Below are 13,429 nucleotides of genomic sequence, written 5' to 3'. Positions count from 1 at the left end.
GTCATTCCTTGAAGCCGTCCAAATCAGCCCTACACTTCGGAGGATGTCTGCGTCTTTTCAATACAAGCCTCGCTTCACCGATATCCGTGTGAAGCCGCCCCGGCCCGAGGAGGAACAGGCCGAGGCCGACGTCCTGCACCTGAAGCCCGGCGAGAAACGCTGCGAGTGGCCTGACTGCTCGCGCCCAGCGACGGCCAAGGCGCCCAAGTCGCGCGAGCAGATCAACGAGTTCTACAATTTCTGCCAGGGCCACGCCGGCCAGTACAATAAGGGCTGGAACTTCTACGCCGGCATGAATGAAGGCCAGATCCGCGCGGCCCAGGAGAACGAAGCCATGACGGGCGGCCGTCCGACCTGGGAGATGAAGGCCGGCCCTCAGACGCGCGAGGCTGCGGCCTTCGCCGCCAAATTCGGCACGAACAACAACGCGGGCGCCGGTTCCTGGCGCGACAGCTTCGGCCTGTTCGGGCGTCGCACTCAGGACGCGCCGGTCGCCGAGGCCCCTGAGCAGCGCATGGGCAAGCTGGAACGCGCCGCCCTGGCCGACCTAAATCTGGAGCCGGGCGCCGATAAGGCGGCGGTGAAAGCGCGCTATCATGAGCTGCTGAAACGTTTTCACCCGGACACCAACGGCGGCGACCGGGGGGCTGAGGTCAAGCTTCAGAGCGTCATCAAGGCCTGGAAAACCTTGAAAAAGGCCGGTTACGCCTGATTGATCGCAGCAGACCCGCCCCGCCAGGTGGCGCCTCAATACGCGTGACCTGGCCGCCCAGTTGGGACGAGTCCCAGATTTCCGCGAAAACGTCAGCGCCGTTTTCTCCCCGCATCACGCGACGGGTCTCGCGGATAGCCTCCAGGAAGGTGTCGGCCTCAAGCGCCAGCATTTGAGGCGTCCGGTCGGGCGCGTCGTACACGTAGCAGAAGAACTGCGGCAGCGTGGTCATCTCAGCCCCTCCCCAATGGGAGCGATGCTGAAATTGTTACCATTGAGCTGTGGATACTCCGAATCACAGAACCGTTGTTTCCGAGAGGCGTTGAGACAGCTCAGCCCTTCAAAGCATGCGGAGTCTGTCCAATGGAAATCCTGTACCGCGCCCACGCCACGGCTTCGGGCGGGGGCCGCGACGAGGGCCGCTCGGCCACCGATGACGGCAAGATCGACGTGCGCCTGTCCGTTCCCACCGAAATGGGTGGCAAGGGCGGCGACGGAACCAACCCGGAGCAGCTGTTCGCGACTGGCTACGCTGCCTGCTACCTCGGAGCCCTGCGCCTCGTCGCGGGCAAGGCGGGAACGCCTGTCGGCCCGGATACCAAGGTCGAGGCCGGAATAGGCTTCGGCAAGAACACCCGCGGCGAGGGCTTCAACCTGGACGTGACCTTGCGCATCCTCGACCATGGACTGGACCGCGCCGTGATCGATGATTTGATCCAGAAGGCGCATCAGGTCTGTCCCTACTCCAACGCCACGCGCGGCAACGTCGAGGTGGCGCTCAGCGCTGACTGATCATGGCTCGGGCGCCCCAGGTTCTGATCGCGGGCGCCGGTCCCACCGGGTTGTCTGCAGCGCTGTTCCTGGCTCGACACGGCGTCCATGTGCGTCTGATAGACGCCGCCAGCGAGCCCGCCGCCACCTCAAGGGCGCTGGGGATCAATCCTCGAACGTTGGACCTGCTGACTGACACAGGCGTCGCCGATCAACTGCTGGCCGAGGGTCAGACTATTCGCCGGCTGCATATCCACCGTCGCGGACGCACCCTCGCCGTCGTACGATTGGAGGCCCTGCACCTGGGCGCGCCCTGGCCCTTGTTGATCCTGCCCCAAGCGCGGACAGAGGCTCTCCTCACCCAGGCCGTCGCCGCTCTGGGGGTGGCGGTCGAGCGCAACCTTGCTCTCGAAGACATTTGGCTGGACGAGCAAGGCGCCACCGCGCGCCTTTCCTCGGGCGAGACGGTACGCGCGCCCATCCTGTTCGCTGCCGACGGCGCGCATTCCACGGTCCGCAAGAGGTTGGGGATCGGCTTTCCCGGGGATGCGTGGGCCGAGCCATGGCAACTGATCGACGTAGACCTGAGCGGCCCGCCGCCAGATGAGGCCTGGGTCGACCTGCGCGAAGACGCCGTGTTCGTCTGCCTGCCCTATTCGGGATCGCGGTTTCGACTGATCGGCTTCGGCCCTCCCTTGCTTGACGACCTGCCACCCGGCTGGCGGGCCGGAGAAGTCCGCTGGCGCTCAGACTTCCACATCTCCCATCGCATAGCGGCGGCCATGAGCGTCGGCCGCGTGGCCTTGGGCGGAGACGCGGCCCACGTACATTCGCCTATCGGCGCGCGGGGCATGAATCTGGGCATCGAGGACGCCTTCGTCTTCGCCGCCTGCGCCGCCGATGATCTGAGCGGCCAGAGGGGGCGCCTGGCGGACTATGATCGGCTGCGCCGTCCAGTGGATCAGGCGGTTGTCCGACGGGTGCGCGCCCTGACGCGATTCGTCCGCGATACCGGATCCAGCGCTGATGTGGCCCGACGGGTCGCCATCCCCATTGTCACCCGCCTCCCCTTCATTCTGGAAAGAATCCTGCGGATCGGACTAGGTCTCGACCACCCGGTCCGCCTGCGGTAATCGCTCTGGCCATGACCTCTCCGCTCGACGCCTCCCCCGATCCGCTCGTCACGCTGGAACCGCACCGCAAGGTCACGCTGAAGGAAGCGTTCGGCATCGATTCCGACATGGTCGTGCCTGCTTTCGAGACGCGCGACAGCCATGTGCCTGAGATCGACGAGTCCTATCGTTTCGATCCCCAGACGACGCTCGCCATCTGCGCCGGCTTCGCCCACGACCGCCGCGTGATGGTCCAGGGCTATCACGGCACCGGCAAGTCGACCCACATCGAGCAGGTCGCCGCCCGCCTGAACTGGCCCATGGTGCGCGTCAACCTGGACGCCCACGTCAGTCGGATCGACCTGATCGGCAAGGACGCCATCGTCCTGAAGGACGGCAAGCAGGTCACCGAATTCCGCGAAGGCATCCTGCCGTGGTCGCTGCAACGCCCGGTCGCCCTGGTGTTCGACGAGTATGACGCGGGCCGTCCCGACGTGATGTTCGTCATCCAGCGCGTGCTGGAGGCGCAGGGACGCCTGACCCTGCTGGACCAGAACCGCGTCATCCGCCCCAATAAATGGTTCCGCCTGTTCGCCACCTCGAACACGGTCGGTCTGGGCGACACGACGGGACTGTATCACGGCGCCCAGCAGATCAATCAGGCGCAGCTGGACCGCTGGAACATCGTCACCACGCTGAACTATCTCGACCACGACGTCGAAGCCGAGATCGTCGCCGCCAAGGCGCCTGAGTACGACACGGCCGACGGCCGCCGTCAGATCGCCGCCATGGTCCGCGTCGCCGACATGACCCGCAACGCCTTCATGAACGGCGACATCTCGACCGTGATGTCGCCCCGGACGGTCATCACCTGGGCCCAGAACGCCATCATCTTCGGCGGCGACCTGGCCCTGAGCTTCCGCCTGACCTTCCTGAACAAGTGCGACGAACTGGAACGGCCGACCATCGCCGAATTCTATCAGCGCGCCTTCGGCGAGGACCTGCCGGAATCCGCGACGCGGGTGAAGATCGGCTGACGCCCTCGCGCATCGCCATATTGAAAAGGCCGCCCTCCGATCCGGAGGGCGGCCTTTTTGTTCAGCCCTGCTGACGGCTCAGCGCAGGGTGGACGCGAACATCCGGGGCCGCGATCGTCGCACCAGCCAAAGGTTCGCGGTCGCCACGCCCAGCACCAGCGCCGCCACAGCCTGGTGCAGAACGCCCAGGGTCACGGGCACAGCGTGGATCAGGGTCATGACGCCCAGGCCTGCCTGGAACCACAGCCCGCCCGCAAAGACGACCGCGGCGACGCCTAGCCCGCCATCCAGACGCCCCCGCAGCGCCTGGACCGCATAGAAGGTGCCGGCGAACAGCAAGGCATAGGCGCCGATGCGGTGGTTCAGCTGGACCAGCCCCTGATCGTGCAGGAAGGCCAACGCCCCCTGCCCCCACGCGATCGGCGGGAAGAAGGCCCCGTTCATCATCGGCCAGTCGGTGTAGATCAGGCCCGCCTTGGCGCCCGCCACCAGGCCGCCCAACAGGCACTGGACGAAGACCCCGCCCAGCAGCAGGCCCGCGGCCCAGGTCCAGCCGCGCGACGGGCGGTTAGCGTCAACCCCGGCCCACGCCTCCAGCCCCGTCCAGATCAGGCCGGCGAAGATCAGGAACGCCAGGCCCAGATGGGTCGCCAGACGTTCCGGCGCCACGTCGATGCGATCGGCCAGGCCGCTGGACACCATCCACCAGCCGATCAGCCCCTGCAGGCCGCCCAGAGCCAACAGCACGGCGCAGCGGCCGATCAGACGACGCGGGATCGCGCGGAAGGCCAGGAAGGCGATGAACGGCAAGGCGAAGACGGCGCCGATCAGGCGTCCCAGCAGGCGGTGCGCCCACTCCCACCAGAAGATGTACTGGAACTGCGCCATGCTCATGCCGGCGTTGACTTCCGTGTACTGGGGGATGGCCTTGTACTTGTCGAACGCCTCGACCCAGTCCGCGTGGTTCATCGGCGGCAGGGCGCCCATGATGGGCTTCCATTCGGTGATCGACAGACCCGAGCCGGTCAGGCGCGTCGCCCCCCCGACCACGATCATGGCGAACACCAGAGTCGCGCAGAAAAACAGCCACAGCGCCACAGCGCGGCTGCGATCCAAATCCCCAATACGCTTCATTCGACGCCTGCCGTTCGCCCCGATATGCTTGCCGCCTCTTCACAGGCGGCGGAACCGAGGGATATGCCCCTCCCGCGTGGCAAGATCGAGTCGCTTTCTTCGCCAAAGCGTCGCACAGCAGTCAGGGAGCGCCGGTCGGTGCAATATATCGAGATCGCCATCGCCGTTGTCGGCGCCGTGGCTCTGGCGTGGATCGCCGACCTTCTGACCGGACGCCGGGGCATCGGGGCCGTCATCCTGGTGGCCCTGGTCAGCGCGGCGTGCGGCGCCTTTCTAGCCATTCGGGTATTCGCGGTCGCCACTCTCACCGATTGGGAGTGGCTGCTGTGGTCGCTGGTGACCACGGTGATCGGCCTGGCGGCCTTCTTCCTGTTCAGGAACAAGCGCTGATGCCGCCCCGCGCGCGCCGGTTCGTCGCCACCGTGGCGGTGGTGTTCTTCCTGATCTTCTGGATCTGGGGCGCAGTGACGCTGCACGCCCTGTTGCCGAAGGCCTGGTGGATCGACCTGATCTTCTTCGCCGTGGCGGGCATCGGCTGGGGCGTGCCGCTCATCCCCCTGCTGCGCTGGGCCGAACGGGAATAGAGGTTCGGCCGGGCCGCCCCGATGTCAGGGCGGCCCGGCCTTCGCATCAGAAGCGGACGCGCACGCCGCCGAAGACGCCGCGACCGGCCGTGCCGTAGCCCAGCACGGTCTGGTATTCCTCGTCGAAGGCGTTCTCGATCCGGCCGTAGACTTCCAGATGGTCGTCGATCGGATAGGAGGCCCGCAGGTCAACTAGGGTGTAGGCGTCGACCTTCACCGCGTTGGCCAGGTCATTGAACGTCTCGCCTACATAGCGGACGGACAGGCCCGTGCTCAGACCGAAGGTCCAGTCGTAGTCCGCCGCCAGATTGCCCATGTGCTCGGGGCGCAGGCGCAGACGCTTGCCTTCATGGTCGCCGACGGCGTTCTTGGCGTCCGTCCAGGTGTAGTTGGCGTTCAGGTGCAGACGCTCGGTCACGTCGAGACGGCCGATCAGTTCGACGCCCTTGGTCTCGGCCTTCTGGATGTTCTGATAGTAGCCGCCGTAAGGCTGGCTGCAGATCGGGTGAGCGTCGCCGGGCAGGCAGTTGGCGTAGTTGATCTCGTTGTCGCTATCGCGCTGGAAATAGGTCGCCGAGACGACGGCGCGGTCGAACAGGCGTTGTTCGACGCCGATCTCCCAGCTGTCGGCCTCTTCAGGCTGCAGATCCAGGCTGCCGTACTCGCTGTAGAGCTCGTACAGGCCCGGCGCGCGGAAGCCCTGCCCCCAGCTGGCGCGCAGGACGGTCGCGCCGTCGTTCAGCGACCAGGCGGCCGCGACCTGGCCCAGCAGATGGTCGCCATACTGGGCGTGATCGTCATAGCGAAGCCCGCCGGTCAGGGTCAGGCCGTCCAGCACGGTCCACTGAACCTGGCCATAGACGCTGTTCAGCTCAGCCTCGCCGCGCCCGTAGTCTGCGTTGGGATTCCAGTCGCCGAGCGAGCGGGACTTCATTTCAGACTTTTCGTGCTCGACGCCGAAGGTCGTGTTCAGCGTCTCGGTGACGGCGAAGGCGCCCTGATACTCCCAGCGGCGGTTCTGGCCTTCGGCGTCGAAGGTCAGGGGCTGGATCTTGTTTTCCGGGTTGAAGTTGCGGCGATCCGTATCGGTGTGGGCATAGCCGATGCGGTTACGGAAACGGCCGTCCAGCAGGTCGATGTTCAGCCCGGCGTAGGCGACCAGTTCCTGAGTCTTGCCATAGTCGCGGCTGTCGCCGTTCCAGGCGTCGAAGTCGGCGCGGCCGCTGGACCAGACCGAGCGCAGGTCCAGCGACACGGCGTCGGTGATCTTCAGGTTCAACCGCCCCGACAGGCCTGTGTTGTCATAGCCGTCGTCCTCAGTCCCCGTAGCGTAGGCCGAGTAACCGTCGGTCGAGTAGCGGCTGGCCGCCAGGCGCCAGCTCAGGCGCTCATTGGCGCCGCCCACGCCGCCTCGGAAATAGGTCGTGCCGCGCGCGCCGGCCTCAGCGTCGAGGCTGCCTTGAAGGGCCTCCGTCGGCTCGGCGGTGACGATGTTGACCACGCCGCCGATGGCCTGACTGCCCCACAGGGTCGATTGGGCGCCGCGCAGAACCTCGATGCGGGCCGCGTCGCCGACCAGCAGATTGCCGAAGTTGAAGCCGCCCTGGGTCGAGGACGGGTCGTTCAGCTTGACCCCGTCGATCAGGACGACGGTGTGGTGGCCTTCGGCGCCGCGGACATACAGGCTGTTGGCAGCGCCGACGCCGCCGTTGCGGCTGTAGCTGACGCCCGGCGTCTGCGACAGAAGCTCGGCCACGGCGGTCGTCTGGCGCGCTTCGATGGCGGCTTGGGTCAGGACGGCGACCGAAGCGCCGACCCGCTCGATCGGCTGGGGCGAGCGGTTGGCGGTGACGATCACGTCTTCGACGGCGGTCGCGCCGGCGCGGCCCGCCACGTCCGGGGCGGCGGCTTGCTGATCAAGCGCTTCAGCGGCGAAAGATGGGGCGGCGGCCAGAAGGCTTGCGGCGGCCAGGGCGGCGAATGCGGTCCGGTTCATTTCCGGTTCTCCATATGACGACGCCGCGCCGGACCGACTATCGCCCGGATGAGCGAAAGCGGCCGCTGACGCGGCTTGGTTTACGACTGTCGTCACACGAGTTGCCTCGACCGCTCGGCACATCCCGACCGCGCGGAGAACGACGGCGACAGGCAGGTCTCCTGGCTCGCGGATCAAGGCCGGTGCGCGTCGCCTTCCCAGCAGTCGGAGGCCGAAACCTCTCGAGCCGCCAGTGGCGTTTGACGCGCGGGCTAACCGCTTACAGTTGCGGGAACAGCCGGAGTTTCACACTCCGTTCCCTCTTAATCCCCCTGAGGGGAACCTGACGCGACCGTCGCAGTAGGACCGCCAGCCCCTCAGGTCAACCAGAGCGCCTGTGCCGGAGCGCTACGCCCAAGAAAAAGGGGCGTGGAGATGATCTCCACGCCCCTGATCCCTGATGACCGCGTCGTCAGACGGCGGCGGGCTGCGCCTGTCCGTCCGCGCTATCCGCTTCGGGCATGTCGTCCAGTTCGCCTTCCCACTTGGCGACCACGGCGGCGGCGACCGAGTTGCCGACGACGTTTGTGGCCGAGCGTCCCATGTCCAGCAGGTGGTCGACGCCCAGCACGATGGCGATCCACGCTTCCGGCAGGCCGAAGTAGGTCAGGGTCGCCATGATCACCACCAGAGAGGCGCGCGGGATGCCGGCGATGCCCTTGGACGTCACCATCAGCAGCAGCAGCATGAAGATCTGCTGCGACACGCTCAGGTGCACGCCGTGGGCCTGCATGATGAACATAGTGCCGAAGGTGCAGTAGAGCATCGACCCGTCCAGGTTGAACGAATAGCCCAGCGGCAGGACGAAGCTGACGATGCGACGGCGCACGCCGACCTTGGGCAAGGCCTCAAGAATACGCGGATAGGCGGCTTCCGAGCTGGCCGTCGAGAAGGCCAGCAGGGTCGGCGTACGGATCTCGCGGAACAGCGGGATCACCCGCTTGCCCAGAACCACGGCGCCGGCCAGGAACAGCAGCCCCCACAGCACGCCCATGGAGCCATAGAAGCCCAGCACGAACTTGGCGTAGGTGCCCAGCATCTCCAGCCCCTGGGTGGCGATGGTCGAGGCCAGGGCGGCGAAGATGGCGAACGGCGCCAGCTTCATCACGAACTCGGTCACCTTCAGCATGATGGAGGCGGCCTGTTCGACCAGGTGCAGCACCGCCGGCGCCTTGTCGTCCAGGGCGGCGACCGCCGTGCCGACGAACACCGAGAAGACCACGATCTGCAGGATCTCGTTGCGCGCCATGGCGTCGAAGATCGACGTCGGCACCAGGTGGGCGATGAAGCCGTGCAGCGAGAAGGCGTCCGTAGAAGCCGCAGGGGCCGCGGCCGCCACGGCCTCAGGCAGGTGCATGTTCGCGCCCGGCTGCAGCAGTTGGACCATCACCAGGCCCAGCACCAGCGACACGATCGAGGCGCCGATGAACCACGTCATGGTCTTGACGCCGATCCGCCCCACCGAGGCGGCGTCCTCCATATGGGCGATGCCCGCCACCAGGGTGGTGAACACCAGCGGCGCGATGATCATCTTGATCAGGCGCAGGAAGATGTCGGTAATGAGATTGAGGTTCGACGCCGCGGCCGAAGCCTGATCCGCCGTCAGAAAATGGTTCAGGCCCCAGCCTGTCACAACGCCGAGGACCATCGCCCCGACGATGAGGTAAGCGAACATACGTTTCATACAGTCGTCCAGGTTCGCGGCGCAGAACTCCCCCACGCCGCCATTACACCAACGGAGGGCCCCACCCGCCCGCGTCTCGACGGAGCGAATAGACGATAAACGCCCGGGGGCGCATCACATATTTTTGCATGGACAGGCGAAGCCTATGCGTTGACCTCGGGCCCTGCGAGAGCGAGTCGCTCGCTCCAGCCGTCAAACGCGACATCGACGTTGGCCGGGAGTTCGCTCCTCAGCCGTTGGTAGTCCAGATCTATGTGCAGATTGGTCAGGACGGCCCGTTTCACCTCCGCCCGAGCGATCCAGTCCAGCGCCTTGTCGACGTGGGCGTGGGTCGGATGCGGCGTGTAGCGAAGGGCGTCCAGAATCCACAGATCAGCTCCGCGCACCGCCTCCAGCGCGTGCTCGTCGAGATCAGAAACGTCGCTGGAATAGGCCACGCCGCCGATCCGGTAGCCGACCGAGCGAATCGGACCGTGCGCCTGGTCGAAGGTCACGACCGGCAGTTCGCCGCCGGGTCCGGGCACGCTCCATCGATGGCCATGCGGCGGCAATGAGTGAGCCTCGACGATGGCTGGATAGCCGTGCTGGCTCTCGAAGATGTAGTCGAACCGCCGCGTCAGGGCCGCATGGGTCGGCTGATCCATCCAGGCCGGAATGCGTCGGCGAGCGTGAGCGGCGAAGACCCGCAGGTCGTCGATGCCGTGGGTCTGATCGGCATGATCGTGGGTAAAGAGGACGCCGTCGATGTGTCGGACGTTCGCCGCCAGCATCTGCTGGCGGAAGTCAGGCGAGGTGTCGATGACCACGCTGGTGACGCCATCGTCACCATGAAGGCGCGCCAGCATGGAGCAGCGCGTGCGCCGGTTGCGCGGCTCGGCCGGGTCGCAGTCGCCCCAGTCGCCATCGCCGCGCGGCACACCGCCCGACGAACCGCAGCCCAGGATGACGACCTCCAGTTCTCTCATTCGGCGGGCCGGGGGATACGGTCGAACAGGTTGAAGAAGGCGTCGGTCGTCAGGCGATCCGCCTGTTCCGGCGTCCATCCTCGAATCTCGGCCAGCTTGGCCAGCACCAGGCCGACATAGGCCGGCTCGTTGCGGCGGCCCCGATGCGGGATCGGCGCCAGATAGGGGCAGTCCGTCTCGACGATGATACGGTCTTCGGGCATCCGCCGGATCACCGCCCTCACCTCTTCGGCCGCCTTGAAGGTGGCGATGCCGGAAACAGAGAACCAACCGTCCAATTCCATCGCCAGTTCAGCCAGTTCCATGCCGCTGGTGTAGCAGTGCATGAGGAATTTGAACGGCGCCCGCCCATGTTCTTCGCGCAGAATGTCGGCCATGACTTCGTCCGCTTCGCGGGTGTGGATGACCAGCGGCAGCCCGGTGCGGCGCGCCGCCTCAATATGCTGATGGAACACCGCCGCCTGCACGTCACGGGGGCTGAGGTCGTAATGGAAGTCCAACCCGCACTCGCCGATGCCGATGACACGCGGACGCTGCGCCAGTTCGACCAGGCGATCCGCCGTCAGGTCGGCGTAGTCCTTGGCCTCATGGGGATGCACCCCGACCGTGCACCAGATGTCGGCGTTGTTCATCGCCAGCGCATGGGTCGCGTCAAAGGTCGACAGCTTGTCCGAAATCTCGACCATCAGCCGCACGCCCGCCTCTCTCGCGCGCGCGATCACGGCGTCGCGGTCTTCATCGAACTGGGGCGCGTGAAGATTGACGTGACTGTCGATGATCATTTCAGGTGAACGCCCTCATACCGATGCCTTGACGCGGGCGATGTCGGCCAGAGCTCCGGCCAACACGTCTCCCTTGTCCATATTCAGGCCCGCCGCGCGGTCCGGCATTTCCGACAGCCGCCCCCACAGCTCCGCCCACAACGCGCCCTCGCGGCCGCCGGTCTCTACCGCGCGCCGCTTCACCGCCGCGATCAGCCTATCCATCAGGGCGTCGAACCGCGCCTGCCCTTCGGCGCCGCGAAAACCGTCAGCCACGGCCAGTTGCTCGGCGCGGTCCACGGCACCGCCTTCGACCCAACTGCGCGCCAGACGATCCGTCTCGGACATGGCCCCGGACGCCAGGTCCAGGGCGGCCCCCGGCGAGCCGCCGGCCATGCGCGCCGCCTCGTCCGCCTCGGACGGCGAAACGCCCGTGCGGCGCTGGACCAGCTCCGCCAAACGATGTTCAGACCAAACCGGAAAGCTGAGACGGCGACACCGCGACCGGATGGTCGCCAGCAGGCGGCCCGGCGCGTGCGTCACCAGGAACAGGACGCCGCTCTCAGGCGGTTCCTCAAGAATCTTCAGCAAGGCGTTGGCGGCATTGACGTTCAGATCGTCGGCGGCATCGATAATGGCCACTCGATGCCGCGCCTGGGACGGGCTCTTGGCGAAGAACTCCGGCAGGTCGCGCGCCTGTTCGACCGAGATCGACTTCTTCTGCTTGCCGCCCTCGATCAGGCGCTCGAGCACCAGCAGATCAGGGTGCGACTGGGCCGAAACCAGACGGCTGACGGGATCATGCGGCGCTACGCCAAGCGGCCCGCGTGAAGCGTCCGGCGCCGCGCCCAGCAGACGCCGCGCAGCGCGATATGCGAAGCTGGCCTTGCCCGATCCCTCGACCCCGCACAAGAGCCAGGCGTGGTGCAGACGACCGCGGTCCAGCGCGTCCAGAAAGGCCTCTTCGGCCTTGAGGTCCGCGATCAGATCGAACCGGTCGCGCGGATGCTCGCTCAAAGCAGCCGCGCCTCCACCACCGTCCAGAGACGTTCCGACACCTCATCGACCTCGCCCGTCGCGTCGATGACGACACAGCGGTCGGGGTGGCGTTCGGCTACCTGCAGAAAGCCTTCGCGGAGCTTTTGATGGAAGGTCATGCCCTTGGATTCAAAGCGCGTCTCGAACAGGCCGCGACCGAATGCGCGTTCCAGTCCCACATCCACCGGCAGGTCGAACACCAGGGTCAGGTCCGGTTGGTCGCCATCGACCACCGCAGCGTCCAGCGCCTCGATCAGGCTCTCGGGCGCGCCGCCGCCTGCGCCCTGATAGACGCGGCTCGAATCGGCGAAGCGGTCGCACACCACCCAGCGCCCGGATTCCAGCGCGGGGCGGATGGTGCGCTCCAGATGGTCTGACCGGGCGGCGTACATCAGCAGGGTCTCGGTGCGTGCGGACCAGCGGTCGGCCTCGCCCGAGACGGCGATGTTGCGGATTTCCTCAGCCCCCGGCGAGCCTCCCGGCTCCCGCGTCTGAACGACGTCCAGCCCAGCGGCGCGCAGCCGCTCGACCAACAGGCGCGCCTGTGTGGTCTTGCCGGCGCCTTCGCCGCCTTCGAACGTAATGAATCTGCCTCGCTGCACCCGCGCACAATGGCGACCCGCGCGGCGGACGCAAGACCCGTCAGCCGCCTATCAACAGGGCGTCGCTGAAACCGCGCGCAATCACGGCCTGCCGCGCGCGTTCGGCGGCCGTCGCATCGGGCCAGGGGCCGACAACAACGCGGAACAGGGTGCGTCCATCCCGATCGACGTTCTGAATGGACGCCCGGTCGCCGAGACGACGGGCGACCTGATCTGCACCGCGTCGATCCGCATAGGAACCGGCCTGCACCCAATAGGCGGCGGCAGGGGCGACATAGGACGGCACCGGCTGAGGGGCTGGTTGCGGCGCAGGCGCAGGGGCCGGAACCGCCGCAGGCTGCGCCGTCGCAACTTCATAATAAGGACGAGGCCCCGCCGCTCGGCTCGACGCGGCGTCGTTGCGTGCAGGCGCCGCCTCCGCCCGCTGCATCGCCATCCCGCCGCCCTGGCGCGGCGCGCGGCCGACGTAGCGCACTCGCACCTCGCCCACGCCTTGGTTCAACAGGCCCAGCTCCTCGGCCGCCCCGCGCGACAGGTCGATGATCCGCCCGTCAACGAAGGGGCCGCGATCATTGACTCGCAGGATCACCCGACGCCCGTTCGCCCGGTTGGTGACCTCGACCAGACTGGGCAGCGGCAGGGTTTTGTGCGCCGCCGTCAGGCCGTTCATGTCGAAACGCTCGCCCGTCGAGGTCGATCGGCCGTGATGGTAGGACCCGTACCACGACGCCTGCCCCACCTCGTCATAGTTGGGCTGCTCCTTCGGATGATACCAACGCCCCCGGATCTGATAGGGCCGCATGGTCCCCGAAACGAAGGGCGCAGGGTCGGTCACCACCGGCGGATTCAAGGGTGCCTCGCGCCCTCCGCCCAGGCTGGCGCACGCCGCCAGGGTCGAAAAGGCGGCGGCGACGACCGCCGCTCTCAGGATCCGGGCCCACATGGTTCAACGCACTCCGACCAACTGACAGGCCTTGCTTATGCGGCCGAACGG

At 66.8% G+C, this 13,429-nt stretch carries 15 protein-coding genes and 1 riboswitch; of the genes, 6 read left to right on the top strand and 9 right to left on the bottom strand.

Going from position 1 to position 13,429, the window contains the following annotated elements; genetic code table 11:
• The first annotated feature begins 43 nt into the window (after positions 1 to 43).
• Positions 44 to 712, top strand: coding sequence for a J domain-containing protein (locus H9656_RS02505; protein WP_191742688.1), 669 nt, complete (start codon positions 44 to 46; stop codon positions 710 to 712).
• On the opposite strand, the gene H9656_RS02500 is transcribed toward H9656_RS02505, so the two are convergent.
• Entirely contained in the window at positions 672 to 944 is a 273-nt protein-coding gene (locus H9656_RS02500; RefSeq protein WP_191742687.1) for a hypothetical protein, read from the bottom strand. The genes H9656_RS02505 and H9656_RS02500 overlap by 41 nt on opposite strands.
• A 131-nt stretch (positions 945 to 1,075) precedes the next feature.
• On the opposite strand from H9656_RS02500, the gene H9656_RS02495 reads away from it, so the two are divergent.
• From H9656_RS02495 to cobS, 3 genes are read left to right on the top strand one after another with little or no spacing between them, the layout of a single operon-like run.
• Positions 1,076 to 1,504 carry an organic hydroperoxide resistance protein gene (locus H9656_RS02495; RefSeq protein WP_191742686.1) on the top strand — a complete coding sequence of 143 codons (429 nt, stop codon included), beginning with the start codon at positions 1,076 to 1,078 and terminating at the stop codon, positions 1,502 to 1,504.
• A gap of 2 nt (positions 1,505 to 1,506) precedes the next feature.
• Positions 1,507 to 2,616, top strand: coding sequence for an FAD-dependent oxidoreductase (locus H9656_RS02490; protein ID WP_191742685.1), 1,110 nt, complete (start codon positions 1,507 to 1,509; stop codon positions 2,614 to 2,616).
• 11 nt (positions 2,617 to 2,627) lie between these two features.
• A complete protein-coding gene (gene cobS, locus H9656_RS02485; protein ID WP_191742684.1) occupies positions 2,628 to 3,632 on the top strand; it encodes a cobaltochelatase subunit CobS in 1,005 nt (334 codons plus the stop codon).
• Positions 3,633 to 3,710: 78 nt separating this feature from the next.
• Here the strand turns inward: cobS and H9656_RS02480 are convergent, their stop codons facing one another.
• Entirely contained in the window at positions 3,711 to 4,766 is a 1,056-nt protein-coding gene (locus H9656_RS02480; RefSeq protein ID WP_191742683.1) for a COX15/CtaA family protein, read from the bottom strand.
• A gap of 138 nt (positions 4,767 to 4,904) precedes the next feature.
• Here H9656_RS02480 and H9656_RS02475 point away from each other — a divergent pair, with 138 nt between their 5' ends.
• Together H9656_RS02475 and H9656_RS02470 are read left to right on the top strand one after the other, a co-directional pair.
• Positions 4,905 to 5,156: a transglycosylase gene (locus tag H9656_RS02475; RefSeq protein ID WP_191742682.1), complete on the top strand. Its 252-nt coding sequence runs from the start codon at positions 4,905 to 4,907 to the stop codon at positions 5,154 to 5,156.
• Positions 5,156 to 5,350 (top strand): DUF2842 domain-containing protein, encoded by a 195-nt coding sequence (locus tag H9656_RS02470; RefSeq protein WP_025977222.1) that lies wholly within the window; start codon positions 5,156 to 5,158, stop codon positions 5,348 to 5,350. Before H9656_RS02475 ends, H9656_RS02470 begins: the two co-directional genes overlap by 1 nt.
• A gap of 46 nt (positions 5,351 to 5,396) precedes the next feature.
• Here the strand turns inward: H9656_RS02470 and H9656_RS02465 are convergent, their stop codons facing one another.
• The 7 genes from H9656_RS02465 to H9656_RS02435 form a co-directional block, all read right to left on the bottom strand.
• Positions 5,397 to 7,346: a TonB-dependent receptor plug domain-containing protein gene (locus H9656_RS02465; RefSeq protein ID WP_191742681.1), complete on the bottom strand. Its 1,950-nt coding sequence runs from the start codon at positions 7,344 to 7,346 to the stop codon at positions 5,397 to 5,399.
• A gap of 134 nt (positions 7,347 to 7,480) precedes the next feature.
• A riboswitch (cobalamin riboswitch) is annotated at positions 7,481 to 7,687 on the bottom strand.
• Positions 7,688 to 7,797: 110 nt separating this feature from the next.
• Complete coding sequence (locus H9656_RS02460) at positions 7,798 to 9,069, bottom strand: dicarboxylate/amino acid:cation symporter (protein WP_191742680.1); 1,272 nt, start codon at positions 9,067 to 9,069, stop codon at positions 7,798 to 7,800.
• A 143-nt stretch (positions 9,070 to 9,212) separates the two neighbouring features.
• A complete protein-coding gene (locus H9656_RS02455; protein WP_191742679.1) occupies positions 9,213 to 10,034 on the bottom strand; it encodes an MBL fold metallo-hydrolase in 822 nt (273 codons plus the stop codon).
• On the bottom strand, positions 10,031 to 10,816 hold the full coding sequence (locus H9656_RS02450; protein ID WP_191742678.1) for a TatD family hydrolase: 786 nt from the start codon (positions 10,814 to 10,816) through the stop codon (positions 10,031 to 10,033). The genes H9656_RS02455 and H9656_RS02450 overlap by 4 nt, the downstream gene beginning before the upstream one ends.
• A gap of 15 nt (positions 10,817 to 10,831) precedes the next feature.
• Positions 10,832 to 11,812 (bottom strand): DNA polymerase III subunit delta', encoded by a 981-nt coding sequence (locus H9656_RS02445; RefSeq protein ID WP_191742677.1) that lies wholly within the window; start codon positions 11,810 to 11,812, stop codon positions 10,832 to 10,834.
• Positions 11,809 to 12,435, bottom strand: coding sequence for a dTMP kinase (gene tmk, locus H9656_RS02440; protein ID WP_191742676.1), 627 nt, complete (start codon positions 12,433 to 12,435; stop codon positions 11,809 to 11,811). Before tmk ends, H9656_RS02445 begins: the two co-directional genes overlap by 4 nt.
• Before the next feature lie 40 nt (positions 12,436 to 12,475).
• Complete coding sequence (locus H9656_RS02435) at positions 12,476 to 13,378, bottom strand: septal ring lytic transglycosylase RlpA family protein (RefSeq protein WP_191742675.1); 903 nt, start codon at positions 13,376 to 13,378, stop codon at positions 12,476 to 12,478.
• Positions 13,379 to 13,429: the final 51 nt, after the last annotated feature.

The sequence above is a fragment of the Brevundimonas guildfordensis genome, from assembly GCF_014836405.1.
Lineage (GTDB): Bacteria > Pseudomonadota > Alphaproteobacteria > Caulobacterales > Caulobacteraceae > Brevundimonas > Brevundimonas guildfordensis.
This window is presented reverse-complemented; position numbering and strand designations above follow the sequence as displayed.

Coding starts and splice junctions, on each gene's coding strand:
- H9656_RS02505 (WP_191742688.1), top strand. CDS start 44: ATGTCTGCGTCTTTTCAATACAAGCCTCGCTTCACCGATATCCGTGTG.
- H9656_RS02500 (WP_191742687.1), bottom strand. CDS start 944: ATGACCACGCTGCCGCAGTTCTTCTGCTACGTGTACGACGCGCCCGAC.
- H9656_RS02495 (WP_191742686.1), top strand. CDS start 1,076: ATGGAAATCCTGTACCGCGCCCACGCCACGGCTTCGGGCGGGGGCCGC.
- H9656_RS02490 (WP_191742685.1), top strand. CDS start 1,507: ATGGCTCGGGCGCCCCAGGTTCTGATCGCGGGCGCCGGTCCCACCGGG.
- cobS (WP_191742684.1), top strand. CDS start 2,628: ATGACCTCTCCGCTCGACGCCTCCCCCGATCCGCTCGTCACGCTGGAA.
- H9656_RS02480 (WP_191742683.1), bottom strand. CDS start 4,766: ATGAAGCGTATTGGGGATTTGGATCGCAGCCGCGCTGTGGCGCTGTGG.
- H9656_RS02470 (WP_025977222.1), top strand. CDS start 5,156: ATGCCGCCCCGCGCGCGCCGGTTCGTCGCCACCGTGGCGGTGGTGTTC.
- H9656_RS02465 (WP_191742681.1), bottom strand. CDS start 7,346: ATGAACCGGACCGCATTCGCCGCCCTGGCCGCCGCAAGCCTTCTGGCC.
- H9656_RS02460 (WP_191742680.1), bottom strand. CDS start 9,069: ATGAAACGTATGTTCGCTTACCTCATCGTCGGGGCGATGGTCCTCGGC.
- H9656_RS02455 (WP_191742679.1), bottom strand. CDS start 10,034: ATGAGAGAACTGGAGGTCGTCATCCTGGGCTGCGGTTCGTCGGGCGGT.
- H9656_RS02450 (WP_191742678.1), bottom strand. CDS start 10,816: ATGATCATCGACAGTCACGTCAATCTTCACGCGCCCCAGTTCGATGAA.
- H9656_RS02435 (WP_191742675.1), bottom strand. CDS start 13,378: ATGTGGGCCCGGATCCTGAGAGCGGCGGTCGTCGCCGCCGCCTTTTCG.